At 62.5% G+C, this 22,347-nt stretch carries 21 protein-coding genes and 1 other RNA gene; 8 read left to right on the top strand and 14 right to left on the bottom strand.

Going from position 1 to position 22,347, the window contains the following annotated elements; translation table 11 throughout:
- The first annotated feature begins 23 nt into the window (after positions 1–23).
- Positions 24–896 carry a phosphoserine phosphatase SerB gene (gene serB, locus DEVEQU_RS14590; protein WP_126151335.1) on the top strand — a complete coding sequence of 291 codons (873 nt, stop codon included), beginning with the start codon at positions 24–26 and terminating at the stop codon, positions 894–896.
- A 77-nt stretch (positions 897–973) separates the two neighbouring features.
- On the opposite strand, the gene hflC is transcribed toward serB, so the two are convergent.
- From hflC to DEVEQU_RS14550, 8 genes are all read right to left on the bottom strand, one after another.
- Positions 974–2,086 (bottom strand): protease modulator HflC, encoded by a 1,113-nt coding sequence (gene hflC, locus DEVEQU_RS14585; protein WP_126151334.1) that lies wholly within the window; start codon positions 2,084–2,086, stop codon positions 974–976.
- A gap of 2 nt (positions 2,087–2,088) precedes the next feature.
- Positions 2,089–3,189: an FtsH protease activity modulator HflK gene (gene hflK / locus DEVEQU_RS14580; RefSeq protein ID WP_126151333.1), complete on the bottom strand. Its 1,101-nt coding sequence runs from the start codon at positions 3,187–3,189 to the stop codon at positions 2,089–2,091.
- 63 nt (positions 3,190–3,252) lie between these two features.
- The gene (locus DEVEQU_RS14575; RefSeq protein ID WP_164550423.1) at positions 3,253–3,777 is read right to left on the bottom strand and encodes a dihydrofolate reductase; all 525 of its coding nucleotides are present in this window, start codon (positions 3,775–3,777) and stop codon (positions 3,253–3,255) included.
- Entirely contained in the window at positions 3,774–4,253 is a 480-nt protein-coding gene (locus DEVEQU_RS14570) for a GNAT family N-acetyltransferase (RefSeq protein ID WP_126151331.1), read from the bottom strand. The genes DEVEQU_RS14575 and DEVEQU_RS14570 overlap by 4 nt, the downstream gene beginning before the upstream one ends.
- A gap of 35 nt (positions 4,254–4,288) precedes the next feature.
- The gene (locus tag DEVEQU_RS14565) at positions 4,289–5,344 is read right to left on the bottom strand and encodes a DUF4424 domain-containing protein (protein WP_126151330.1); all 1,056 of its coding nucleotides are present in this window, start codon (positions 5,342–5,344) and stop codon (positions 4,289–4,291) included.
- 78 nt (positions 5,345–5,422) lie between these two features.
- Positions 5,423–5,752, bottom strand: coding sequence for a nucleoside triphosphate pyrophosphohydrolase family protein (locus DEVEQU_RS14560; RefSeq protein ID WP_126151329.1), 330 nt, complete (start codon positions 5,750–5,752; stop codon positions 5,423–5,425).
- Positions 5,749–6,543, bottom strand: coding sequence for a thymidylate synthase (locus DEVEQU_RS14555; protein ID WP_126151376.1), 795 nt, complete (start codon positions 6,541–6,543; stop codon positions 5,749–5,751). Before DEVEQU_RS14555 ends, DEVEQU_RS14560 begins: the two co-directional genes overlap by 4 nt.
- 11 nt (positions 6,544–6,554) lie before the next feature.
- Complete coding sequence (locus DEVEQU_RS14550) at positions 6,555–7,139, bottom strand: DUF1003 domain-containing protein (protein ID WP_126151328.1); 585 nt, start codon at positions 7,137–7,139, stop codon at positions 6,555–6,557.
- A gap of 154 nt (positions 7,140–7,293) precedes the next feature.
- Here DEVEQU_RS14550 and DEVEQU_RS14545 point away from each other — a divergent pair, with 154 nt between their 5' ends.
- Positions 7,294–7,533 carry a YdeI/OmpD-associated family protein gene (locus DEVEQU_RS14545; RefSeq protein ID WP_126151327.1) on the top strand — a complete coding sequence of 80 codons (240 nt, stop codon included), beginning with the start codon at positions 7,294–7,296 and terminating at the stop codon, positions 7,531–7,533.
- 2 nt (positions 7,534–7,535) lie between these two features.
- On the opposite strand, the gene DEVEQU_RS14540 is transcribed toward DEVEQU_RS14545, so the two are convergent.
- On the bottom strand, positions 7,536–8,087 hold the full coding sequence (locus tag DEVEQU_RS14540; RefSeq protein ID WP_126151326.1) for a YkgJ family cysteine cluster protein: 552 nt from the start codon (positions 8,085–8,087) through the stop codon (positions 7,536–7,538).
- A 48-nt stretch (positions 8,088–8,135) separates the two neighbouring features.
- Positions 8,136–8,594, bottom strand: coding sequence for a thermonuclease family protein (locus tag DEVEQU_RS14535; RefSeq protein WP_206437857.1), 459 nt, complete (start codon positions 8,592–8,594; stop codon positions 8,136–8,138).
- A 148-nt stretch (positions 8,595–8,742) separates the two neighbouring features.
- Here DEVEQU_RS14535 and ssrA point away from each other — a divergent pair.
- From ssrA to DEVEQU_RS14520, 3 genes are all read left to right on the top strand, one after another.
- Positions 8,743–9,099: a transfer-messenger RNA gene (gene ssrA, locus DEVEQU_RS14530) on the top strand.
- A 125-nt stretch (positions 9,100–9,224) separates the two neighbouring features.
- Complete coding sequence (locus DEVEQU_RS14525; protein WP_126151325.1) at positions 9,225–9,713, top strand: SspB family protein; 489 nt, start codon at positions 9,225–9,227, stop codon at positions 9,711–9,713.
- A gap of 17 nt (positions 9,714–9,730) precedes the next feature.
- Positions 9,731–9,949, top strand: a complete 219-nt coding sequence (locus DEVEQU_RS14520; RefSeq protein WP_126151324.1) for a ribbon-helix-helix domain-containing protein — start codon at positions 9,731–9,733, stop codon at positions 9,947–9,949.
- Here DEVEQU_RS14520 and DEVEQU_RS14515 read toward each other — a convergent pair.
- Entirely contained in the window at positions 9,946–13,575 is a 3,630-nt protein-coding gene (locus DEVEQU_RS14515) for an AsmA family protein (protein ID WP_164550422.1), read from the bottom strand. The two genes, DEVEQU_RS14520 and DEVEQU_RS14515, sit on opposite strands and share 4 nt — an antisense overlap.
- A 141-nt stretch (positions 13,576–13,716) precedes the next feature.
- Positions 13,717–15,876, bottom strand: a complete 2,160-nt coding sequence (locus DEVEQU_RS14510) for an esterase-like activity of phytase family protein (RefSeq protein ID WP_126151322.1) — start codon at positions 15,874–15,876, stop codon at positions 13,717–13,719.
- A 201-nt stretch (positions 15,877–16,077) separates the two neighbouring features.
- On the opposite strand from DEVEQU_RS14510, the gene DEVEQU_RS14505 reads away from it, so the two are divergent.
- Positions 16,078–18,411 (top strand): ATP-dependent helicase, encoded by a 2,334-nt coding sequence (locus DEVEQU_RS14505; RefSeq protein ID WP_126151321.1) that lies wholly within the window; start codon positions 16,078–16,080, stop codon positions 18,409–18,411.
- A gap of 132 nt (positions 18,412–18,543) precedes the next feature.
- Positions 18,544–19,413, top strand: coding sequence for a 50S ribosomal protein L11 methyltransferase (locus tag DEVEQU_RS14500; RefSeq protein ID WP_164550421.1), 870 nt, complete (start codon positions 18,544–18,546; stop codon positions 19,411–19,413).
- Between the two features lie 170 nt (positions 19,414–19,583).
- On the opposite strand, the gene DEVEQU_RS20240 is transcribed toward DEVEQU_RS14500, so the two are convergent.
- Positions 19,584–19,715 (bottom strand): hypothetical protein, encoded by a 132-nt coding sequence (locus DEVEQU_RS20240; protein ID WP_268907407.1) that lies wholly within the window; start codon positions 19,713–19,715, stop codon positions 19,584–19,586.
- A gap of 118 nt (positions 19,716–19,833) precedes the next feature.
- A complete protein-coding gene (locus DEVEQU_RS20235) occupies positions 19,834–19,968 on the bottom strand; it encodes a hypothetical protein (RefSeq protein ID WP_268907406.1) in 135 nt (44 codons plus the stop codon).
- A 110-nt stretch (positions 19,969–20,078) separates the two neighbouring features.
- Here DEVEQU_RS20235 and DEVEQU_RS14495 point away from each other — a divergent pair, with 110 nt between their 5' ends.
- Positions 20,079–21,896 (top strand): aminopeptidase P family protein, encoded by a 1,818-nt coding sequence (locus DEVEQU_RS14495; RefSeq protein ID WP_126151319.1) that lies wholly within the window; start codon positions 20,079–20,081, stop codon positions 21,894–21,896.
- The last annotated feature ends 451 nt before the right edge of the window (positions 21,897–22,347 follow it).

The following is a 22,347-nucleotide window of genomic DNA, read 5'->3' as shown; positions in this document are numbered from 1 at the left end:
CACTCCCGAAAGTCACCACCGCCATGCCGGTACTCTTGCTCACTGCCAATCCTGCAGACCCGGAACTGGACCCCGCGCTGGCCGCTGCTGTGGTGCAGCAAACCGGCGGAGAACTCAACTGGCTCAATCACGGCATCGCTTGTGAAATTCTCGAGCCGACCGCGCCAGACGCCCTCGCCACCGCGCGCGACGTGCTGGGGCAGCGCGCCGTGGACGCCAATATCGTGCCGACCCAGGGCCGCCGCAAGAAACTGCTGATCGCCGACATGGATTCCACCATGATCGAGCAGGAATGCATCGATGAACTCGCCGCCGCGCTCGACATCAAGCCGCAGGTTGCCGAGATCACCGAGCGCGCCATGCGCGGCGAGCTGGATTTCGAACAGGCGCTGGATACCCGCGTCGCCCTGCTCAAGGGGCTGGAGCGCAAGGTGATCGAGGAAGTGCGCCGCGAAGCCATCACCTTGGCGCCCGGCGGCCGCGCCTTGGTACAGACCATGAAGGCCTACGGCGCCTATACCTCGCTGGTCTCGGGCGGCTTTACCTTTTTTGCCGACTATTTCGGCAAGCGTATTGGCTTCGATGAGGCCATTGCCAATGTGCTCGAATTCGACGGCGACCGGCTGACCGGCACTGTCACCAAGCCCATTGTCGACAAGAGCACCAAGCGGGAGCGCCTGATTGCTCTGGCCGCCGAGCATGACCTCGACCTATCGCAGACCATCGCGGTGGGCGATGGCGCCAACGATCTCGACATGATCGGCATTGCAGGTTTCGGCGTCGCCCTGCATGCCAAGCCGGCCGTCGCCGAAGCCGCCGGCATCCGCATCGACCATGGCGACCTCACCGCCCTGCTCTATCTGCAAGGCTATGCGGACGAAGACATCGTACGCTGATCAGGAGATCCAGCTTAAATGCAAATGGGCCGGTGGGAATACCCACCGGCCCATTCTTTTGGGGACTGCGGCCTGGCTTACTGGCCCGCAGCGGGCGCGACCGGCTCCGCCGGCGCGGGCGCCACGGGCTCGATCGGCGCCGGAGCTTCCGTTCCAACGGTCGGAGCCAGTTGGGAACCATCTTCCAGCGTCATGCTGGGGGCGACGGTTTCCTCGATACCGAGACCATCCAGAGCAGGCTCGTCGGACGTAGTCGGCAGGCTCGGCGCAATGTCTTCCTGCGGCAGCGGTGGTGCGAAAGTCGTGCTCGCTGCCGGCAGCTGGCCATCCGAACCGAAGTAGCGGAAGAAGGCACTGTCGGGAGAGAGGACCATGGTGGTGCCGGTGCCAGCGAGAGCCGTGCGGTAGGATTCCATCGAACGGTAGAACTCGAAGAATTCCGCGTCCTGGCCATAGGCGGCAGCAAAGATCCGGTTCCGATCGGCATCGCCCTGACCACGGATAATCTCTGCATCGCGGGTCGCGGCGGCGACGATTTCAACCGACTGACGATCAGCGATAGCCCGCAGGCTTTGTGCCTGCTCCTGACCGCGAGCGCGAAGCAGCGCGGCTTCGGCAAGACGCTCGGCACGCATACGCTCGAAGGTCGTGGCCGAGACGTCGGAGTCGAGGTCAGTGCGCAGGATGCGGACGTCGACAATATCGAGGCCGAGTTCTGCCAGGTCCGTACGGATGAGGTCGCGGGTTTCCTGCATCATCTGCGCGCGTTGATCCGACAGAGCGTCGGTGAATTCGCGCAGACCATAGACCTGACGCAGCGCTGCATCGAGGCTGGCGCCGATACGGGCTTCCGCCACCGACAATTGGCCCGTCGCACGTTCGCGGAACAGGCGAGCATTGGCAATGCGGTAGGTCAGGAAGGCATCGACCTGATAGAAGGCGTTGCCCGACACCTGAACACGCATATTGGCAATATCATAACGCAGCAGACGATCGTCGATGATCTGGACGCTGTCCACCACGTCGGTCGGGATCTTGAAGTAGATGCCCGGCTCGGTGCGCACATCGGTAATCTGGCCGAAGCGCATGACGATAGCCTGTTCGCGCTCGTCCACGATGTAGATGGAGGAGAAGAAAACATAGATCGCGGCGACGATGACGGCGCCGATAATGAAGAGGCGGTTCGTCATGCTCAGTTCCCCGTCGAGGTGTTAGCGCGCGAGCGCAGTTCCGGCAGCGGCAGGTAAGGGACGACACCCGAACCATCCGCGCCATTCTCGATGAGAACCTTCTCGGACTTGCCGAGCACTTCTTCCATGGTCTCGAGGAAGAGGCGCTTACGCGTCACCTCCGGCGCATTCACATATTCTGCGTAGATGGCGTTGAAGCGCTGGGCCTCACCGGTTGCTTCCTGCACCACGCGGTTGGTGTAGGCGGCGGCTTCTTCGCGCAGGGCCGCAGCACGACCGCGCGCATCACCCAGAAGGGTGTTGGCGTAGGAGCGGGCTTCTTCCTGCAGACGGGTTTCGTCCTGACGGGCGCGCTGCACTTCGTTGAAGGCATCGATCACTTCGGACGGCGGCCCGGCATTTTCGATCAGCACCTGGCTGACTGTGACGCCTAGACCATAGCTTTGCAGCGTGGCCTGCACGATGCGCAGCACTTCGGAGGAGATACCGGAGCGGTCGTCCGAGTAGATGTCCTGCGCCGGGCGACGGCCGACGACTTCGCGCATGGCGCTTTCGGCAGCGTAGCGGACCATGGATTCCTGGTCACGCACATTGAAGAGATAGGCAACCGGATCGCTGATGGCCCAGAAGACCGAGAACTGCACATTGACGATGTTCTGGTCGCCCGACAGCATCAACCCGTCTGACACATTGGCCGCACGGGCGCCGCTGGCATTGGCCGCACCGATCTGGGTCTGGTTGACGGTCGTGGTGGCACGTTCGACGGTTTCGACCGGCCACAGCATGAAGTGCAGGCCCGGACCCGACAGTTCGGGCTTGGGCTTGCCGAAGCGCAGCTCGACGCCCACTTCCTGCGGGTTGATCGTATAGACGGAATTGACGCCCCAAAAGGCCAGCAGCGCTATGATGCCGCCGACAATGGCCCAGCGTCCGCCCGGGACGCCGCCCTTGAACTGGTCACGTCCACGATTGAGGATGTCTTCGAGATTGGGAGTGTTGCCGCCACCACTCGGCCGGCGTGGACCGCCGCCACCGCCAGGCGCCTGGCCCCAGGGACCGCCCGTATTGCGGCCACCTCCGCCTCCATTATTCTCCCAAGGCATCGCATTCCTTTCGGTGTCTTCGAAAAATCATTGTTGCCATATATAGGCAAGCAGCGCCGCCGATCAATGCGCGGCGGCGCGAACACGCTCATAGATCTTGATCGTGTAGGCAGCTGAGTCCGCAGGACTGGCCACCACGTCGGGTTCGCCCACGATTGTCCAAACATGCCCGTCTATCGGCGGAAAACACACATCACCCTCAGGCGCGGCCGCAATGTGCGAGATATAGAGCCGGTCGGCATGTGCCATGGCCTGCGCGTATATGTCGCCGCCCCCGATCACCATGACCTCGTCCACGCCAGCCGTCGCAGCCAGCTCGCGCCCTAGCGCCAACCCCTCTTCCAGCGAATGCACGACTGATACACCGTCCGGAGCATAGTCCCTCTGACGCGTGACCACGATGTGCGGCCGTCCTGGCAAGGGCCGGGGAAATGTCTCGAACTGCTTGCGCCCCATGACCATCGGTTTGCCCATGGTCTGAGCCTTGAACCAGGCGAAATCGGAGGGGATGCGCCAGGGAATCGACTGATCGGCGCCGATCACCTGATTTTCCGCCACGGCAGCGATGAGGGCGATGCGGACGTTCATGCGGCACCCAATTTCGCCAGCGCGGCGCCGTCGATGCGCACCTTGGTCCATTCATCCTGCATGACGCCACCCTGACTCTTGTAGAAGGTGATGGAGGGCTCGTTCCAGTCGAGCACCCACCACTCGAACCGTCCGAGATTCTCCTGCACACAACGCTGAGCCAGATTCACCAGCAACGCCTTGCCGATGCCCTTGCCGCGCATTGAAGGATCGACATAGAGATCTTCGAGCCAGATGCCGTGCCGGCCCTGGAAGGTCGAATAGGTATAGAACCAGAGCGCGAATCCGACCGGCTTGCCCGCCCATTCGGCAATTTCACAAAACACCTTGGGTTCAACGCCGAACAGGTCGCGCTCGAGATCGTCGGCGCTGGCCACCACCTCGTGGGAGAGCTTTTCGTATTCGGCCAGCGCCTTGATAAAATCGAGGATCAGCCCGGCATCGCCGGGCTGGGCAGCACGTATGGCAAGGCTCATGCCCTTGCGCCTCCGTCATAAGTAATAGCGGGGACCTATTCCCCGTCGAACCAGTCCACCGGGATCAAAAGCAGGATTTCCAGCTCTTGGTCATAGGGCGGGTACCAGTCCGTCTGGGTCATCTGGAAGGTGGTGGGACCGATCTTCTTGACGCCCTCCCCGCAGAACGACACCAGGTTGTCGGGGCTGCCCTTGTCGACGGTCAGGGTGAACTTGCCGATGGGGCCGGACCAGTTGTTGCCCGTCGACCAGATGTAGGAAATCCAGTTTTCGACAAAGGGGTAGGACGTCCAGCCGTCGCGGGTGATTTCCTTCTTGCGCAACGTGCTGACCAGATTGTCGTCCACACAGAATTTGGCGACATATTCGTCATAGCGCTGGCGGGAATACTCGTCGCCCTTTGTCGGCATGAAGGTCGTGGCCACCGTGCCGCCGACGCTCGGCTGGTAGGAGTGAACGACATCGGAGATACCGGGCGCAAAGGTCGCTTCCCAGCTATAAGTCGAGCGCAGCGTCCAAAGCGGCACATATTCCCACTCCATGCCGTTACCGGCATCATATTCGGAGCGGTAGACCATGCCCAAATGGACGAGTTTGAGCGCATCGGCCTCATCGAGCCTCTTCAACGCCTCATAGGTCGCTTCACCGAACGGCTCCAGCGGCACGCCCATGCCGCGCAGCAGATCGGAATAGTCGATATTATGCGCGAAGGCATATTGGTGCAGTTCGGCATCCACCGGCTCGCCATTGAAGGTCGTGGCGAAGCCGAAAAGATTGTTGGGGTCATCGATGGCCGGGCGGCCCTCGCCACCGGCCGTCTGGATCGGCACATCGACCATGAAATCGCCGCTGCCCTCGATATCGGGCATCGGAAAGGCGACCAGCACCGTCTGGTCCTCATCGGTGACGTTGTTGAATTCGTAGGTGACACGAACCTCGCTCGGCGACACGTAAAGGTCTTCCGAGGCCATCTGGATCGCGTCATTGCCTACGAAGACCAGGCCGCCAGCGCCAAGTTGGGCCGTCGTGTCGTTGGCCAGTGCCGGCAGGGCCAGGCAGCTCACCATCAGGGCAAGTGCAAACTTGCGCATAATCCCGTCTCCCTCAGGACTTCGTATTGGATCACGGGACGAGAACAGCCCATCCCTGCATTTCAGGCAATGATCAGGTTAGCCGGTTTTGGTGACCGGGCGAAGATGCTTGAGCCATTTCCGCTCGACCGCAGCTTCAAGATCGATGTCGTGGTGGCGAGCGTAGAGCAGCAGAATAGCCAGCAAGTCGGCTGCCTCATCGTTGCGGGCCGCAATGATGGCGTTCTCATCTAGCCCCTCGCGCTTCTTTCGGCCGCTGAGGCGCAAGTGCTCTGCGGTCAGTTCCCCCAGCTCCTCCTGCAGCTTGAGCATCAGCCAATCGCTATCGGCCGCAATGCCATTTCGGCTGGTCAGCACCGCCGCCACTTCCGACACCTTGTCGGAGAGCTCGCCCAGCGACCGGCTCATACCGAGACTTCGGCCTTGATATGGGGATGCGGATCGTATCCCTCGAAGGCGAAATCCTCGAAGACGAAGTCTTCCAGCGCCTTGCGCTCGGGGTTCATGACCAGGCGCGGCAGTGGGCGCGGTTCGCGGGTGAGTTGCAACTGGGCCTGCTCAAAGTGGTTGGCGTAGAGATGCACGTCGCCGAAGGTGTGGACGAAATCACCGACCTCGAGATCGCAGACCTGCGCCACCATATGGGTCAGCAGCGCATAGGACGCGATGTTGAAGGGTACGCCCAGAAACGTGTCGGCCGAACGCTGATAGAGCTGGCAGCTGAGCCTGCCATTGGCGACATAGAACTGGAACAGGCAGTGGCAGGGTGGCAGCGCCATCTCGTCCACTTCCGCTGGGTTCCAGGCCGAAACGATGTGTCGCCGGCTATCGGGCTTGGTCTTGATGGACTGGATCAGGTTGGCGATCTGGTCGATCTTGCGCCCGTCCGGCGCCGGCCAGCTGCGCCATTGACTGCCATAGACCGGACCGAGATCGCCATTGTCGTCCGCCCATTCGTCCCAGATCTTGACGCCGCGCTCCTGCAACCAGCGCACATTGGTCTCGCCACGTATGAACCACAGCAGCTCATAAATGATGGACTTGAGATGCAGCTTCTTGGTCGTCAGCAGCGGAAAGCCCTTCGAAAGATCGAAGCGCATCTGGTAGCCGAAGAGCGAGCGCGTGCCGGTACCGGTGCGGTCCGACTTGTCGGTGCCGGTTTCGAGAATATCGGAGAGGAGTTTCAGATAGGGCTGCATGGCGGGCAAGACTAAGCCGATTCGCCTTTGTCTTCGCCTCCCGCCACGTGCTTCTCCACCAGCCGCGTCAGGCGCTCGATCTGGTCCTGCTGCCGCAGGATCAAGTTGCGCAAATCCTCTTCGCGCAACCGATCAACCTTATCATGCAGCGCCATGATCTCGATCTCGGCCTTGAGGTTGACCTCGTAGTCATGCGCGGAGACCTCGCGATCCTTGGCCGCCTGCCGGTTCTGGCTCATCATGATCACGGGCGCCTGAATGGCGGCGAGCATGGACAGCATCAGATTGAGGAAGATGAAGGGATAAGGGTCGAAGGCCGCACCGCGCAGCAGCAGATTGGCCCCGGTCCAGAGCAGCAGGCAGACGCCAAAGCCGATGATAAAGGCCCAGGACCCGCCAAAGGCAGCCACCCCGTCCGCCAGCCTTTGCCCGAAGGTCAGCCCATCGTCGAAAGCCAAGGTGGGATCGCGGGAGAGGGCACGCTTGCTGATGGCCCGCTCAAGAACAACCCGCTCCTGGTTGGTCAAGGCATCGGGCGGCTTGCCCAGAAAATGCGTGGCGGCATGGATCAGCTTGCTTGTCGGGTCGGGCGCCATGACTATCTCGGAAATGGATGGAGAGACCTGGTCACGACGCTATCGCAAAACCGGCCCACCCTAAAGCGGTACATGAATACCGCATGGAGCACTGACAGGAGGCGACAGCACATTTCGTGATAGTCACTGGGACCAACCGATAGGAGCAACGATCATGAGCCCGGTTCTGCGCCCGCTGCGGCCACGACAAGACATGCCCGACTTTGTGCGGCAGGCCCTCGAAGAACGCGGTCTCATGGAAAAGTACCAGGCGCGGCCGGCCTACCAGCGCAATGACTACTTGCTGTGGATCAACAAGGTGAAGCGCGAGGAGACCAAGCTCAAACATCTGGAGCAGATGCTGGAGGAGCTGGAAGCCGGTGGCGTCTACATGCGCATGAAGTGGAACGGCTAGGTTCAGGCGAGCGCGCTGCGCAGCACCGTATCGTCCGGCTCCCATGTGTGCGTCTTGTCGATATGTGCCAGCGCCCAGGCGAACATGGTCTGCATGGCCCTGAGGTCACGCGCAGCCACAGCGTCTTCCAGCAGTTCGTTCATACGCATCTTCGCCGGCAAATGGCCGGGCGGACCGACCCGCTCGAACTCCACCCCGACGCCCTGCTCCACCCAGGCCCCAATCATGCCGGCAAAATTCTCCGACACAAGAAAGCCCGAGAGGCGCAGGATCAGCAAGGTGATGGTATTCTCTTCGAAATGCTCGGACCGGATGACGACACCGCTTTCGGCCGGATGCCAATCCGGCGTCAGTTCCGGCAGGAAGAACCAGCCGCAATAAAAGCCACGGCACACATCCGGGCGCACGTCATAGACCGTGCAGCCTTGTCCTTCTGCGCAGTGCGGGCACAGCGTATTGGCCGGCTTCTGCAGCTTTTCGGTGCGAATAGGCGGGAATTCACAGCAAGCCGTGCATCCCTCGCAGCTTCTACCTTCGATGACGGGCAGCGACACGCGGCGCCTCCTTACAGCTCACCGACCGAGATAAGCCATAACACCGGTTCAACACCAGCTTTCGCGCCGTCCACGCCATTCATGCGCCAACCCCTCGGCCACCAGCACCGCCCCAACCGAGCGGCCGTTGCGTTCGACGATGCGTAGTTTGCGGCCATACTGATCTTCGTCGCGATCAATGCCGACCAGCGAGAAGGTCCCCTCACTCAGCAATTCCCTCAAACGCTCCGTTGCCCTGCGACCCAGCGCAGCCTCGGCCGCGCATTGCGGCGCGCCGGTTTCCGGGGTGTTGATATCAGCGATGCGGATCTTTGTGCCGTCGAGCCAGAACGTATCGCCATCCACCACACAGGTGTTGCGGGACGCCCCGGAGCACAGAGCGAAATGTCGTGCCGCCTGCTCAACGGTGACCCGCGGCGCCGCTGGTGCCATGAGCCAATCCCCGACACCGGTCCGTTCAAGCATCAAGCCGCCAACGGCGCCCGCCAGGCCGGCCACCAGCACCATCGGAACAAGTCCGGAAAATCCGCGTCGCCTGCGACCACGCAGGGGTTGGTGCCCGGGATTGGAATAAAGGAATCGACGGTCGCGCATCCTGCCCTCCGTGGCGGGGAGGATGAGGACTAGCCCTTAACCACTCCTGAATCGCTTCGAGGAGTTTGCATCCGGCGTTCGGGTCACCTATATAGGGGGTGCCCGTAAGGGCTATGGCGATAAACGGTCATTGTAATAAACCCATCGGACCCGGGGGCGGTACCCGGCGTCTCCACCATCTACCCCTCGCGGGGTAGCCAATGGGGACGAAATAGGATCGACGAGGGCGTAAAGAGTGTGCTTTTGCTCGGTGAGGTACCACCGTTATCGGTCCGAAACTTATAGTTGCTAATGACAACAATAAGGCTCCGGTTGCTCTCGCTGCGTAATGCGGTGCTAGCACTGGGAATTTAAGTCCTCCGCCCCTAGCCGGGCGACAGGCGGGGTTCGCAGGCACCTGGCAACAGAAGCCTGCACTTCCTCTCTTCCCCAAATTTGCCACGCCTTTGTCCTTGAAATCTTTGGGAACGTAGGGCTGATATGGGCCGTTCGGGATTCTAGGACTGCCCTGTCCCAGCCGACGAGACCAAAAGCGAGGATAAGATGGCCGAAGATCACATGCGATACGACATACTCGCCCAGGAAGCCCTGCGCGGCGTCGTGCGCAAGGTGCTGGCCGAAGTCTCGCGCACCGGCCTGCCCGGCGACCATCATTTCTTCATTTCCTTCGCCACCCGCGCCCCCGGCGTGCGGTTGAGCGAGAAATTGCTGACCCAGTACGACAAGGAAATGACCATCGTCATCCAGAACCAGTTCTGGGACCTCAAGGTCACCGAAAGCACGTTCGAGGTCGGCCTTAGCTTCGACGGCCAGCCTGAAATCCTCGTCATTCCCTTCGCTGCCATCAAAGGTTTCTTCGACCCTTCCGTGCAGTTCGGACTGCAGTTCGACCCGAGCACGGCTGCCCGCGAAGACGAGGACACTGAGGCTCGTGCCGATGCGGCAACTGAGGCCGCCGAAGCTGGAGAAGCGGCGACCGAGCCGTCGGGCGAAAAGGTCGTCAGTCTCGACGCCTTCCGCAAGAAGCCCTGATTTAGGGCCGCAGGGCCATGGAAAAGCGCTCTTTCTCCATTGCCGGCCATCGAACCTCCATGGCGCTCGAGCCCGAATTCTGGGCGGGCCTTGAAGCCATCTGCGCCGCGCGCGAATTAAGCATGGCAGGCCTCGTGCGCCTGATCGACGAAACGCGCACCGTGCCCAATCTGTCCTCGGCCGCACGCCTGACGGTGCTCGCCTGGTACCGGGACGGAACCAGCGACAAAATCTAGAACTGGAACGGTTGGTTGACCGGTGGGCCAACAGGCTGATTGACGCTCACCCCCGGCTGGAAACCGAGGTTGAGCGGGCCCTGCGGCTGATTTGGCTCGACCAGAAGGCTACCGCCTGAAGCCGCTTCTTCTGGGGTTTCCGGCTCAACGGCCGGCGCGCGGGCGGCATCTTCCGCTGCCTTGCGGGCCGCTTCTTCGGCCGCCAGTCGACGCTGCTCGGCAATCAGCCGGTTGCGTTCTTCGGCCGCTGCGCGCTGGCGCTCTTCATCGGCGAGCCGCAATTCCTCAAGTCGGTCCACTTCCAGCTCATTCGCCCGCACCTGGATGGCGGCGACCATTTCGGTAAGGTCGATGCTGGCCAAGGGCGCCATCAGCGTTCCTGCAAGCCGGGCCACGATGCGGGCATTGTCGTTCTCGATCAACCCGGTCGGATCGACATAGCCGAGAGGCGTCAGCACGAAGGCGCCATCAATGGCAAGCCGGCTGAGATCGAGATTGACGCTTCCTGCCAGTCGACCACCTTCACCATCCACAATGAGATTGGCCACTCGCACCACGCCACCGGCAATGGCAACGGTCCCGCGCGCGTCCTGGGCGGTGAAATCACCCTGCGACAGCGACATTCCGATCAGTGTCTGCAGCGCCTCGGCATCGGTATTGAGCACATCGGTGAGTGCCGCCGTAGCCGGATAAACGCCAGGCGTAAGGCCCTGCGCCGCAAAATCGGCGATGGCAAAATTGCCCTCGCCCGTCATCGCCGCCATGGCATCGGCCAGGCTGGCGCCAGTGCCCTCGAACTGCAGGCCCGCATCGACACGACCTGACAGGCCTGGTGCCGTTGGCAGCAGCGCGCCCATTTCGACGCCGGCAAGGCTCAATCGTCCGGCCAGCGCGCGGTCCGACAGCGCCCCGGCACAGCATTGCCCGATCACCAGCGACAGCGTGCCGCCGCCGATCTCGGTCTCGAACCGGTCCAGCCCGATCGCCTGCTGGTCCCAGGAATAGGCGAAGCTGGTGGCACCCGCCAGCGTCTGCGCACCTGATAACAGCGTATCGGCACGCACAGCAATTTCGCCGCGCGTTGGCCGTAGACCCGGATTGAGCGCCAATGGCCCTTCGGGCCACACCTGCGCCCCGGGAACCATGCCCTCCGCTCCGAAAATGCTGGCAGCAAGAGCTGTCACGTCGAGGCTTTCCATATTCAGCGAGCCGGTGAAGCTGGGCACCTGGCCCACAGGCGCCATGCTCAACTGGCCGGTAAAGCTCTGGCGGCCGGATACGCCGGTAATGTCCGAGAGCGTCATGCGCTGACTGCCCTCGAAGCTCAGCGTCGCATTGGCATCGACGCCGGGCAGGCTGGCGCCACGCGCGCCCAAGAGTGTCGCGAGACCTCCGGCTTCAGCGAGCGTCGCATCAAGCGTGCCCTCACCGCTCAATACCCCTGCTTCGCCAATATCGATATGGCCGGAATAGCTGAGGATATCGCTCCCCTGCCCCAGCGCCACGCGCCCGTCCAGGCCCGTGGACAGATTGCCCTCGAGGAACAAACTGGCGAGCCCGCTCCCCTCACCCGTGAACAGTTCTACCGGCCCCAGCCCCAGCTGTTCGACCAGATCACCGCCTTCATCCGCCTCCAGCGACGCGACCAGCCGAAGGTCGGCGCGCGCCAGCGCCAGCAGCCCCTCGGTCATCTCGGTGCGCAGGTCGAATTTTGAGCCATCGAGGCTACCATTCAGCGTCAGCACCTGACCGGCGCCGGTTTCACTGTCTTCCAGCGCCACCCGCAGATTGGCCGGCCAGGCGCGCACTAGCCCCCCCCGCCACCCCTGCGGCAACGCCGCCAACTCATAGAGCTTGGCCAGACCCGTCGCGGTAGCGTCAGCCACTGACAGCTGGCCCGACCCGGTTACTTGCGGCGCATCCAGCGTTCCGGCGACACGCACGGCGCCATTGAATCCCACGCCACCCCAATCGCCGGCGCCAAGACGCGACAGGCGAATAGCGGTCGGCGACCATTGACCCTCGGCCACCACATCGGTCGCCGGCAGCCCCATCAGGTCAAGCGTCTGCGCGGTAAGGAGAAAACTGCCCTCGGGAAAGCTCAGGGCGAAGCTGCCATCGGCGGTGATGTCGGGGGCCAGCGCCTGCAAGGCCGCAGTGTGCCTGATGTCGAGATCATCGAGATTGAGCACCGCATCGAGCCGCTTTTCCTCGCCAAAACCCAGCCGCAGCTCGAAGCCATGACTTTGGCCATCAAGCGTCATGACGCCGCTGCTCAGGCCCAGCGCGCCACTGCCAAGGATGACCCTTCCTTCCAGCCCACCGGGCATGTTGAACAGCGGATTATCCTCACGTGGCCGGCGCCAGAGCTGCGCCAGCGCATCGAGGCGCGCTGCGCTCAGAGCGACAGTGCCCCGAAAACCCGGCGCGCCATCCTCGTCGGAAAGCTTGCCGGCAAAGCGCAGCTCGCCATCCCCCGGCAGCCGGGCGACGGCCTGCGCAATATCCCAGCTCTTGCCGTCGCTGGTGGCATCGAGCCGGAGATCGCGCAGCGAAAAGCCGCGCAGCCCAACCTCGGCCAGATCGATATCGAGTGTGCCTTCCATGGGCGGGATTAGCGGCGCCGGCAGTTCCGCCAGAAGCCGCACCACCTCATAGGGCAGTTGCGCCGGCACTTCGGTGGCCGCCCTCGGTGGCAGCGAGAACACGCCGCCCGAGACGACCGCGTCGAAACTGCGCCGCTCGCCAAGCTGCACGCTGGCCGAACCGGTCAGCCGCATACCGGCCCGGTTCTCGTCGGGATGAAGCGTATAACCAGACAGCACCACGCGATCGGTGGAGGCCGTCACCTTGCTTTCGAGCACCAGCGATCCGCGAATATCGCTCGCCCCAGCGGCCTGCTCCGGCGCCTGCTTATAAGTCAGTGTCCCGTCGAATTTAGGCGCCACGCCGGCGGCGAACATGCCATCGGCGCCGATGGAAAAAGCGCCACCCAGGTCCCGCAGATAGGCCGAAATCTTGGTATTGCCATCACCATCCAGCGTCCCGGAATTGAACCGCACCTCGTAGCGACTGCCGCCGGAATCCATGGCGCCCTGAAACTGGAACGGCCCGGAAAAGCTCGAGAGCCGCAGATCGCCGTCAATGCCCGATGCCGCATAAAGCTCGCCCGAGCGCAGGTCCGACAGCCTGACGCTGCCGCGCTCGATACGGGCATGCGCCAGGGCAACACCGGCCCCGGCGCCAGACATATCGATGCCGCTGCCGAAGAGTCCGTTTTCGTCGATGGCGAGTTCCACCACCGGCTGGTAGAGCACCAGGGAGGTGACGTGATAATTGTCGCGCAGAAAATCCATCAACGCAAATTCGGCTTCGACCCCAGCCACGGTCGCAGAAGGCGCCTCGGCGACACCCACCACCACATCGGTAAAACTCAGCCGCGGCTGGGGCAAAAGTGAAAACTCGATATCGCCACGAATCGTCACGTCTTCACCCAAGACCGTGCTGGCAAGTTCCTCCATGCGATCGCGATAGTCGCTCCATTGGATGAAGCGAGGGGCGATGAAGGCACTGGCCAGCACCAGAATGGCGAGAAGGCCGACCGCGATATAAACTCGATTGAGCACTGTGGGCGTGTTGTCCGCTTGAAACCGCCGTGAGTGTAGGCACTTGCCGCTGTCGCGCAAGACGAATGCACGCGATTTGACCATATGAAAACGGCTGGGCCTTTCGGGCCCAGCCGTCTGTCAGTTCATGGGCAGAACGCCTTAGTTCAGCGCGATGGTCCAGAAGAAGGTTTCGCCCGAGGAGTCATCGACGCCGTCATTGTCGGTGATGACATAGCCCGTGCCGTCGGCATCGATGGCAAAGCTCTCGACCTTGTCGAGGACATAACCATTGTTGGCGGCCAGGTCCGGAATGAAATCGTGCACCAGCTCCTTGCTGACCACCGGCAGTTCCCCGCCGAGCTCGGCCGGAACCATGTCTGCCAGCTTGACGCGATAGAGTGCCTTGAGCTGCGCCCGCTCGCCGATCTGGTTATCACGCTCGACGATATAGGCGTAGTCGCCATGTACTGTGATCTCGCTGACGCCCACCCAGGCGCCTTCAGCCGGGGTTTCCAGCGGATAGGCCACTGCACCCCAGGTCTTGGACGCAGGCTTGTAGGCGAGGAGCTTCACCTGGCCCTTGGGATCGTCGCCCCATTCGCGCTGCACAGCGACCCAAAGCGTTTCATCGTCTCCCTCGCCGGTGCGGGCAATGCCTTCGGCGCCGAAACGGGTCTGGCCCGCCAGCAGCGCCGCCGGGAACGGCACTTCTGCAACGATCTTGCCATCGGCATCGACATGAAACAGCGCATGCGGGAACAGCTTGTCGGAATTGCCTTCCGAAGCCAGCCAAAATCCACCCTTGCCGTCGAGCGTAATGCCTTCCAGATCGAGCTTCTGGGCGGCATCGCCATTGCGGCTGATCACGATCTTGTTGGTGATACGCGCCGGCTGAGTTGTCGCATCGATCGTGTAGATGGCGGGCTCGGCATAGAACACACTGTCGCTGACCGCGTAGAGAATGCCAGGCTTTTCGGCATCGGCCACGGCGCCGGAAATGGCGGCCCAGCCGATCGGGCGGCCGTCCGCGTCAAGATCGGAAATCAGCTGCGGATAGCTGGCTTCGCCTTCGGCCAGTTCATAGACCATGACATGGCTGCCGATGCCGCCATCTTCGCGCAGATCGACTTCGTTGGCGGTGGCGAGGAGATTGCGCGACGGAATGGCCACCAGGCCCTCAGGCGAAATACCCGAGGGCAGCGCCTGGACGAATTCGGGCTCGGCGCCGGTATCCTTATAGACGGCAATCAGCGAGGCCCGCTCTTCGGCGACGAAAATGTACTGGGTGTCGCCAAAGGTCGCGACCTCGAGGCCTTCCGGCTCGACGCCCTTCTTGTTGCGGTGCTCGGGATAGTGGCCGATGCGCGCAGCATAGTGGTCAAGCTGGTTGCCGCTGTCGAACAGGACCTCGCCCGATTTCGAAACGATGGAAAAGCCGCGCGAACCGCCCTTCCAGTCGCCCTCATTGGCGATCACGAGACGATCATTGTCGAGCCATTTCACCGAGTCGGGCTCACGCGGAACATCGGCCTGGCTGCCGGTAAACCGCAGCGCGCCGTCCTTCTTGGTGTCGACATCGACGACCGAGGTTACCCCGGCGGAGAAATGGCCCGTCACCGCGGCGGTCTTGCCATCGACGATCAGGATGTAATTGTTCTCCTGCAGCGTCAGGGCGATCTCGTCATTGTCGTTGAACGCGACGAATTCTGGCTCCGGATCCTCGCCGAACACATCGGCAAGGCCGGTGACGTCCACCGTCTTGAGGCTTTGCGCCGCTACATCGAAAATTACCAGCAAGCCGGCCGGCATTTGCGGCAGGCCACCGTCACCGGCGTCCTCATCGCGCTCGTTTTCGATGGCGATCGCCACCAGCGAGCCGGTCTTGTTGCGGGCCACGGAATCCGGCTGACCGCCAAGATCATATTCTGCATCGATAGCCTGGCTGGCGATATCCACCACCACCAGCTTGCCTGATGGTTCCGTGTAGCTCTCGGAGGTGTTCACCCCGACATAGGCCTTGTCGCCGATGATGGTGACCGAAGTCGGCTCTCCTTGGAGCGCCAAATAGCCAGCAGCCTTGGGGGCGCTGGCTTCGGTGATGTCGATAAAGCCGATGCCGCCGCCGGGGCTGTCGGAATAGATAAGCGTCATGCCGTCTTCGGTTGCGGCGATGATTTCGGACGAGGTCGCTGCCGCATCGGGCGCATTGAGCGCCACCGGAAAGCTGGCGACGCGGTTGAAGACTTCGGCGGCATGCACGCCGGCCGTGAAAACAAGCAGTGCAGCGCTGAGCGCGGCAAGACGAAGACGCAAGGTCATGGAAACATCCCCCAATGGTGTCGGGGACCGCATAGGCCGGCGGCAAAACACTTGCGTGACACTGGCGTGACGGCTCTGTGACAGCGCCCGCTTCTATACACCGGCCGCCCGGCTCCCTATATTGGCGACCAGAACAAACCAAGATTCGTCAAGGTCTCGTGCGACAGCTCCGCCCGCCGGACCCGAGGAAATTAAGCACGCATGGCCGACCCCGCTCCCCTGCCGCGCCCCGCCGCGGGCCCGATTACCAGTCAGTTGAACCGGCGCGAGCCGGACTATCTCGCCGGTCTCAATGCCGAGCAGCGCGATGCCGTGCTGACGACCGAGGGGCCACTGCTGGTTCTGGCCGGCGCCGGCACCGGCAAGACCCGCGTTCTCACCACCCGCATCGCCCATATTCTCAACCAGCGCATCGCCTGGGGCAGCCAGATTCTCGCAGTGACCTTTACCAACAAGGCCGCCGCCGAGATGAAGAAACGCATTCATGAACTGGTGCCGGCGCTCGATGGCCTGCCCTGGATGGGCACCTTCCACTCGATCTCGGCCCGCATCCTGCGCCAGCATGCCGAACTGGTCGATCTCAAGCCGCAATTCACCATTCTCGACACCGACGACCAGATCCGCGTCATCAAACAGCTGCTGGAAGCGGAAAATATCGACGAAAAGCGGTGGCCGGCCCGCCAGTTTGCGGGCATGCTCGACGCCTGGAAGAACCGAGGCCTGTTGCCCAAGGACGTCCCAGCGTCCGACAGCGCCTATTATGCCAATGGCAAGGGCGGCAAGCTCTATTACGATTACCAGGCGCGCCTCAAGGCGCTCAACGCTGCCGATTTCGGCGACCTCTTGCTCGAATGCATTCGGCTGTTTCGCGAAAATCCTGAAGTGCTCGCCGAATATCACCGCAAGTTCAAATACATGCTGGTGGACGAATATCAGGACAGCAACACCGCCCAATATCTCTGGCTGCGCCTGCTCGCCCAGGGCAAACCGGCCCCGGAAGCCAATATCTGCGTCGTGGGCGACGACGATCAGTCCATCTATGGCTGGCGCGGCGCCGAGGTGGACAATATCCTGCGCTTCGAGAGCGATTTCCCCGGTGCGAAGGTAATCAAGCTGGAGCGCAACTATCGCTCCACTGCCAATATCCTGAAGGCCGCTTCGACCCTCATCGCTTATAATGAAGGCCGGTTGGGCAAGACGCTGTTCACCGACATTGCCGAGGGCGGCGAGCCGCTTTCCTTCACCCAAGTCTATGATAGCGAAGAAGAAGCCCGCACGGTCGGCGAGGAAATCGAGCAATATCAGCGCCAGGGCGAGCCACTCAATTCCATGGCCATTCTGGTGCGCGCCTCCTTCCAGATGCGCGAATTCGAAGAGCGCTTCATCACCCTGGGGATCAATTACCGCGTCATCGGCGGTCCGCGCTTTTATGAGCGCAAGGAAATCCGCGATGCCCTGGCCTATCTGCGCCTTGTCGCACAGCCGGCCGACGATCTCGCCTTCGAGCGCATCGTCAACGTGCCCAAGCGCGGCCTCGGCGATTCCACCGTCAAGATGCTGATGGAAACGGCGCGCAGCATGAACCTGCCGCTGCTCGACGCCACCCGCCTGCTGGTCGAAACCGAGGAACTCAAGCCCAAGCAGCGCACCACCCTGCGCGCGCTGGTGGGCCAGTTCGACGACTGGGCGCGGCGCAGCGAAAGCCTGCAGCCATATGAACTGGTCGAACAGATCCTTGAGGAAAGCGGCTATACCGACATGCTCAGCGCCGACAAGTCGGCGGAAAGCCAGGGCCGCAAGGAGAACCTCAAGGAACTCAGCCGCGCCATGGAAGAGTTCGAGACCCTTGGCGGCTTCCTCGAACACATCGCCCTGGTGATGGACCGCGACAATGCCGACGCCACCGATGCGGTCACCATCATGACCCTGCACTCGGCCAAGGGGTTGGAATTCAACACCGTTTTTCTGCCCGGCTGGGAAGATGGCACCTTCCCCAGCCAGCGTTCGATGGACGAAAGCGGACGCGCCGGGCTCGAGGAAGAACGGCGTCTAGGCTATGTCGGGATCACCCGTGGCCGCAAGCGCGTGCGCATCTCCGCCGCCCAGAACCGCCGCATTCACGGCCTCTGGCAATCGGCCATTCCCTCCCGTTTCGTCGATGAGTTACCGCCCGATGCCGTCGAGGTCACCGACCGCGGCTCGGCCTATGGCGGCTATGGTTATGGCGGCGGGGCGGCCAGTCGGTTCAACAAGGCGGACCCGTTCGAGAGCGTCTATGAGACCCCGGGCTGGCAGCGGGCTCGGGCCAATCAGGCCAGTCGCAAGGGCGGCGGGCCGCTCACTATAGAGGGCGAACTCGTTGCCCGCTCCGTCGATCTGGGCAGCCAGACGAGCGGCTTCGCGCGCGGCGAGCGGGTGTTCCACCTCAAATTCGGCTATGGCGAAGTGATCAGCATCGAAGGCAACAAGCTGACCATCGACTTCGAAAAGGCCGGTACCAAGAAGGTGCTGGAGAGCTTCATCAAGAAAGGATGAGGCCGCGCCAGCCCGCTTGCTGACCGCATTATGAACGGAAGATGAACGGGAAAGCGGCCATCGGCTGAAGCGGCCATTGACTTGCCCACCTCAGGTGCAGCAATGAGAGCGCAATTCAGCCAAGGTGTCCCCATGTCAGTTGACCAGCTTTCCGTTTCCCTCAGCAAGGAACAGGCCTATGCGCTGGTCGACGCCGTGGCCGAGCGCGACGAGCTGGCGCTGACCGCTTCGGCGCATGAAAATGAAGAAACCGGCGAGTGGGTGTTCGAAGCCACGTGCGACAGTCCGCCCGATGTCGAGGCGTTCAATGCCCTCGCCCGCGAGGTTCTGGGCGGCGAAGTGAGCTTCACCGTCGAGGCCATCGACCCCGAGATCAACTGGGTCGCAAAATCGCTTGAAGGTCTCGCCCCGGTTATTGCCGGCGGCTTCTACGTCTATGGCAGCCATTCCACTGAAGATGTGCCCGAAGGGCTGACCCCGATGCGGATCGAGGCGGCGCAGGCTTTCGGCACGGGCCACCACGAAACCACCACCGGGTGTCTGGAAGCCATTGAGATGGTTTTGCGCAAGCGTACGCCCAGCCGCATGATCGATGTCGGCACCGGCACCGGCGTCTTGGCCATTGCTCTGGCCAAGCGGGTAGACGCGAAAATCCTCGCCACCGATATCGACCCCATCGCGGTGACCACCACCATAGAAAACGCCCGGGACAATGGCGTCGGTGCACAGATCGATACCATCGAGGCCACCGGCCTCGACCATGCCGAGATCCAGGCGCGCGCGCCCTATGACCTCGTCGTCGCCAATATCCTGGCCGGTCCGCTGACCGAGCTGGCGCCGGGCATGGGCGAAATCACCCAAGCGAGCGGCAAGGCCATCCTGTCGGGCATTCTCAATACGCAGGCCGACGGCGTCATCGCCGCCTACCAGGCCGCCGGATTCACGCTGGTCGACCACCTCAAGCGCAAGGACTGGACGACGCTGATCCTGCAGAAGCGCTGAAGGGAAATAGTCTCGCTTACAAAGCGGCGGGTACCCCCTCACCGACCCGGCTTTGCCGGGCCACCTGTCCGCTAGTGGGAGAGGAATAAGCAGAGCCACAAAAAGCAAAATCCCCGAAGCGGGCTTCGGGGATGGGCTTGGATCGTCAGCAACTTACGTGCAGCAGCCTGTTAGGGGCGCTTGGTAACCGCGCCGATCAGCTGGTGCTGCATGCGATAGCTGACCTGGCGAGTGGCTTCCCGGCCGCGGGCATCAATGAGACCCCCAAGTGCCTTGTGGAAGTCGTTCTTGCTCTCAGTCATTTTCTACTCCATGCGGCGGAAGGTCTATTGCCTTCCGACACTCTCCATATAGGCGATTTGCCGAACCGGCGTTAGGGGCATGGCGTCAAGCCAGCCATGACCAGATTGCAGAGCGCGGTTAACGCGCGTTCACCTTGTTATGCGCACGCGACTGGTCGCGCTCGAACTGGGCGATATAGCGCTCGGCCTGGCGGGTGCGTCCTTCGACGAGAGCGTTCAGTGCGCGCTGGAAGAAATTGTTCTGCTTGGCCATTTTCATCTCCTGATCTCTATCGAATAAGGTAGGCTGGAAAGGCGCCTTTACCAGCGCCAATGCCACAAGCCAGCCATGACCGGAGCGCACTCCGGCGCCAGGATATCGCGATGACGCCCTCCCCCTTCCCCCCCGCCAAGTTCCAGACCTTTACCGAAAAGGCCGACCCCAGCCATGTCGCGCCTCGCGTGGCCGCACTGCGCACTGCCATGGCCGAGGCCGGCGTCGACGCGTTCCTGGTGCCGCGGGCCGATGCGCATCGGGGCGAGTCGGTACCGGCAAGCGAGGCGCGCCTGGCCTATATCAGCGGCTTTACCGGCTCGGCGGGGCTGGCGGTCGTCGGTCGCGACCGCGCCGACCTGATCGTCGATAACCGCTATACCCTGCAGGCTCCGGCGCAGACCGATACGTCGATTTTCACCGTGCACGAAGTCAACGGCGCCAATGTCGATATCCGCGCCTTCGTGCCCAAAGGCGCCAGGGTTGCCTATGACCGCTGGCTGCACACGCCGGGCGGATTGCGCGACCTGGCCGACAAGCTCAAGGGCCACGCCACGCTGGTGCCCGTGGACAATCTCATCGATTCGATCTGGACCGACCGCCCGGCCCCGCCGGTCAGCGCCATCGAGTTTCTCGGCCACAACCGCGCCGGCCGCACCGCCAGCGACAAGATCGCCGATATTCAGGGTAGGCTGAGTGCCACTGGTGCCGATGCCACGGTGCTCACTTTGCCCGAGTCGATCTGCTGGCTGCTCAATATGCGCGGCCATGACGTGCCCAACACGCCCTTCGTGCTGAGCTTTGCCGTGGTCACGGCCACCGGCCTGCCGACGCTTTATCTCGCGGCGGCCAAGATCACGCCCGAGCTGCGCCAGGCGCTCTCCGGCGTGGCCGAGATCGACGACGTCGCTAATCTTCCTGCCGCCCTGACTGCACTCGGCAACGGGGCCAAGGCCGTCCAGATCGATCCCGATACTGCACCCTCTGCCATTGCGGAGGCCCTGGCCGAGGCCGGCGCCAGGCTGATCGAACAGCGCGACCCGGTGCTGCTGCCCAAGTCACGCAAGAACGAGGCGGAACTGGCGGGCATGCGCGAAGCCCATAAGCTCGATGGCGTGGCGCTGGCAAAATTCCTCGCCTGGTTCGACACCGAGGCCCCTAAGGGCGAGCTCACCGAAATCGGCATCGTCACCGCGCTCGAAGCCTTCCGTCGTGAGGAAGAAACCTGCGTCGATGCCAGTTTCGACACCATTTCAGGCGCTGGTCCCAATGGCGCCATCGTCCACTATCGCGTCACCGAAAAGACCGACCGCCGGCTCAACCCCGGCGAAATCATGCTGGTGGACAGCGGCGCGCAATATCTATCGGGCACGACCGACATTACCCGCACCCTCTCCACCGGCCCGGCAACAGCCGAGCAGAAGGATCGCTATACCCGCGTGCTCAAGGGCATGATCGCCATTTCCCAGGCGCGCTTCCCCAAGGGCACCACCGGAGCGCAGATCGATATCCTGGCGCGCCAGTTCCTCTGGCAGGACGGTATCAGCTATAGCCACGGCACCGGCCATGGTGTGGGCGCCTATCTCGGCGTGCATGAAGGCCCGATCGGCATTGCGCCGCGCTATACCAGCCCACTGGAAGCCGGCAATGTCATTTCCAACGAGCCGGGCTACTACAAGGCCGGCGAATACGGCATCCGCATCGAAAACCTGGTGGTGGTGCGCGAAGCACCGGCCTTTCCGGGCTATCTCGAATTCGAGACCATCACGCTGGCACCCATCGACACGCGGCTGATCGACACGGCGCTGCTAACCGCAGGCGAGCGGGACTGGCTCAACCAGTTCCACGCTCAGGTCTGGGCCGAAATCGGCCCCCGCGTCAGCGGCGACGTGAAGACCTGGCTGCAGCAGGCAACGGCGGCGATCTGATTAGAGCGTTTCACGTGGTTGATGCGGCTTCATCGCCACCTCCCCTTTGAGGGGAGGGCTATCGCATATGGGTTTGAGCACTCTGCACACCCCCACCCAACCTCCCCCTGAAGAAGGGGGAGGAGCCGCATCGCGTCTGAGGAAAAACCTAGCCAAAAGCACGGGCCGGACTCCCTCCCCCTTGCGGGCTTTGACCTGTCCGGAAGGGCAAATCTCTCCAGTGGAGAGATTTGAAGCGAAAAGGCTTGGGTGGGGGACGACAGCCCGTGGCCAATATGTCCGTATGCCATAGCCCTCCCCTTTGAGGGTAAGTGTTCACCTTGATCGGGTCGGGAGGCACCGAGGCTTCGGCTCCTGCTCTCCCTCCCCCTTCTACAGGGGGAGGTTAGGTGGGGGTGCTGCAGGTTCAGCAAACTCCCATCAACGAACGGAGTCCTGGAGGGTTCAGCAC

Source organism: Devosia equisanguinis, from assembly GCF_900631955.1.
Classification (GTDB): Bacteria; Pseudomonadota; Alphaproteobacteria; order Rhizobiales; family Devosiaceae; genus Devosia; species Devosia equisanguinis.
Note: the sequence above shows the minus strand (reverse complement) of the source record. Positions and strands in the feature narration are given on the sequence as shown.

Excerpts from the sequence above, each read along its gene's own strand:
- DEVEQU_RS14545 (WP_126151327.1), top strand. The coding sequence starts at position 7,294 with ATGAGCCCGGTTCTGCGCCCGCTGCGGCCACGACAAGACATGCCCGAC.
- hflC (WP_126151334.1), bottom strand. The coding sequence starts at position 2,086 with ATGACGAACCGCCTCTTCATTATCGGCGCCGTCATCGTCGCCGCGATC.
- DEVEQU_RS14495 (WP_126151319.1), top strand. The coding sequence starts at position 20,079 with ATGACGCCCTCCCCCTTCCCCCCCGCCAAGTTCCAGACCTTTACCGAA.
- DEVEQU_RS14565 (WP_126151330.1), bottom strand. The coding sequence starts at position 5,344 with ATGCGCAAGTTTGCACTTGCCCTGATGGTGAGCTGCCTGGCCCTGCCG.
- hflK (WP_126151333.1), bottom strand. The coding sequence starts at position 3,189 with ATGCCTTGGGAGAATAATGGAGGCGGAGGTGGCCGCAATACGGGCGGT.
- DEVEQU_RS14575 (WP_164550423.1), bottom strand. The coding sequence starts at position 3,777 with ATGAACGTCCGCATCGCCCTCATCGCTGCCGTGGCGGAAAATCAGGTG.
- DEVEQU_RS14500 (WP_164550421.1), top strand. The coding sequence starts at position 18,544 with ATGTCAGTTGACCAGCTTTCCGTTTCCCTCAGCAAGGAACAGGCCTAT.
- DEVEQU_RS20240 (WP_268907407.1), bottom strand. The coding sequence starts at position 19,715 with ATGACTGAGAGCAAGAACGACTTCCACAAGGCACTTGGGGGTCTCATT.
- DEVEQU_RS14560 (WP_126151329.1), bottom strand. The coding sequence starts at position 5,752 with ATGAGCCGGTCGCTGGGCGAGCTCTCCGACAAGGTGTCGGAAGTGGCG.
- DEVEQU_RS14570 (WP_126151331.1), bottom strand. The coding sequence starts at position 4,253 with ATGAGCCTTGCCATACGTGCTGCCCAGCCCGGCGATGCCGGGCTGATC.
- DEVEQU_RS20235 (WP_268907406.1), bottom strand. The coding sequence starts at position 19,968 with ATGGCCAAGCAGAACAATTTCTTCCAGCGCGCACTGAACGCTCTCGTC.
- DEVEQU_RS14550 (WP_126151328.1), bottom strand. The coding sequence starts at position 7,139 with ATGGCGCCCGACCCGACAAGCAAGCTGATCCATGCCGCCACGCATTTT.
- DEVEQU_RS14535 (WP_206437857.1), bottom strand. The coding sequence starts at position 8,594 with ATGGTGCTGGTGGCCGGCCTGGCGGGCGCCGTTGGCGGCTTGATGCTT.
- DEVEQU_RS14505 (WP_126151321.1), top strand. The coding sequence starts at position 16,078 with ATGGCCGACCCCGCTCCCCTGCCGCGCCCCGCCGCGGGCCCGATTACC.
- serB (WP_126151335.1), top strand. The coding sequence starts at position 24 with ATGCCGGTACTCTTGCTCACTGCCAATCCTGCAGACCCGGAACTGGAC.
- DEVEQU_RS14525 (WP_126151325.1), top strand. The coding sequence starts at position 9,225 with ATGGCCGAAGATCACATGCGATACGACATACTCGCCCAGGAAGCCCTG.
- DEVEQU_RS14555 (WP_126151376.1), bottom strand. The coding sequence starts at position 6,543 with ATGCAGCCCTATCTGAAACTCCTCTCCGATATTCTCGAAACCGGCACC.
- DEVEQU_RS14510 (WP_126151322.1), bottom strand. The coding sequence starts at position 15,876 with ATGACCTTGCGTCTTCGTCTTGCCGCGCTCAGCGCTGCACTGCTTGTT.
- DEVEQU_RS14520 (WP_126151324.1), top strand. The coding sequence starts at position 9,731 with ATGGAAAAGCGCTCTTTCTCCATTGCCGGCCATCGAACCTCCATGGCG.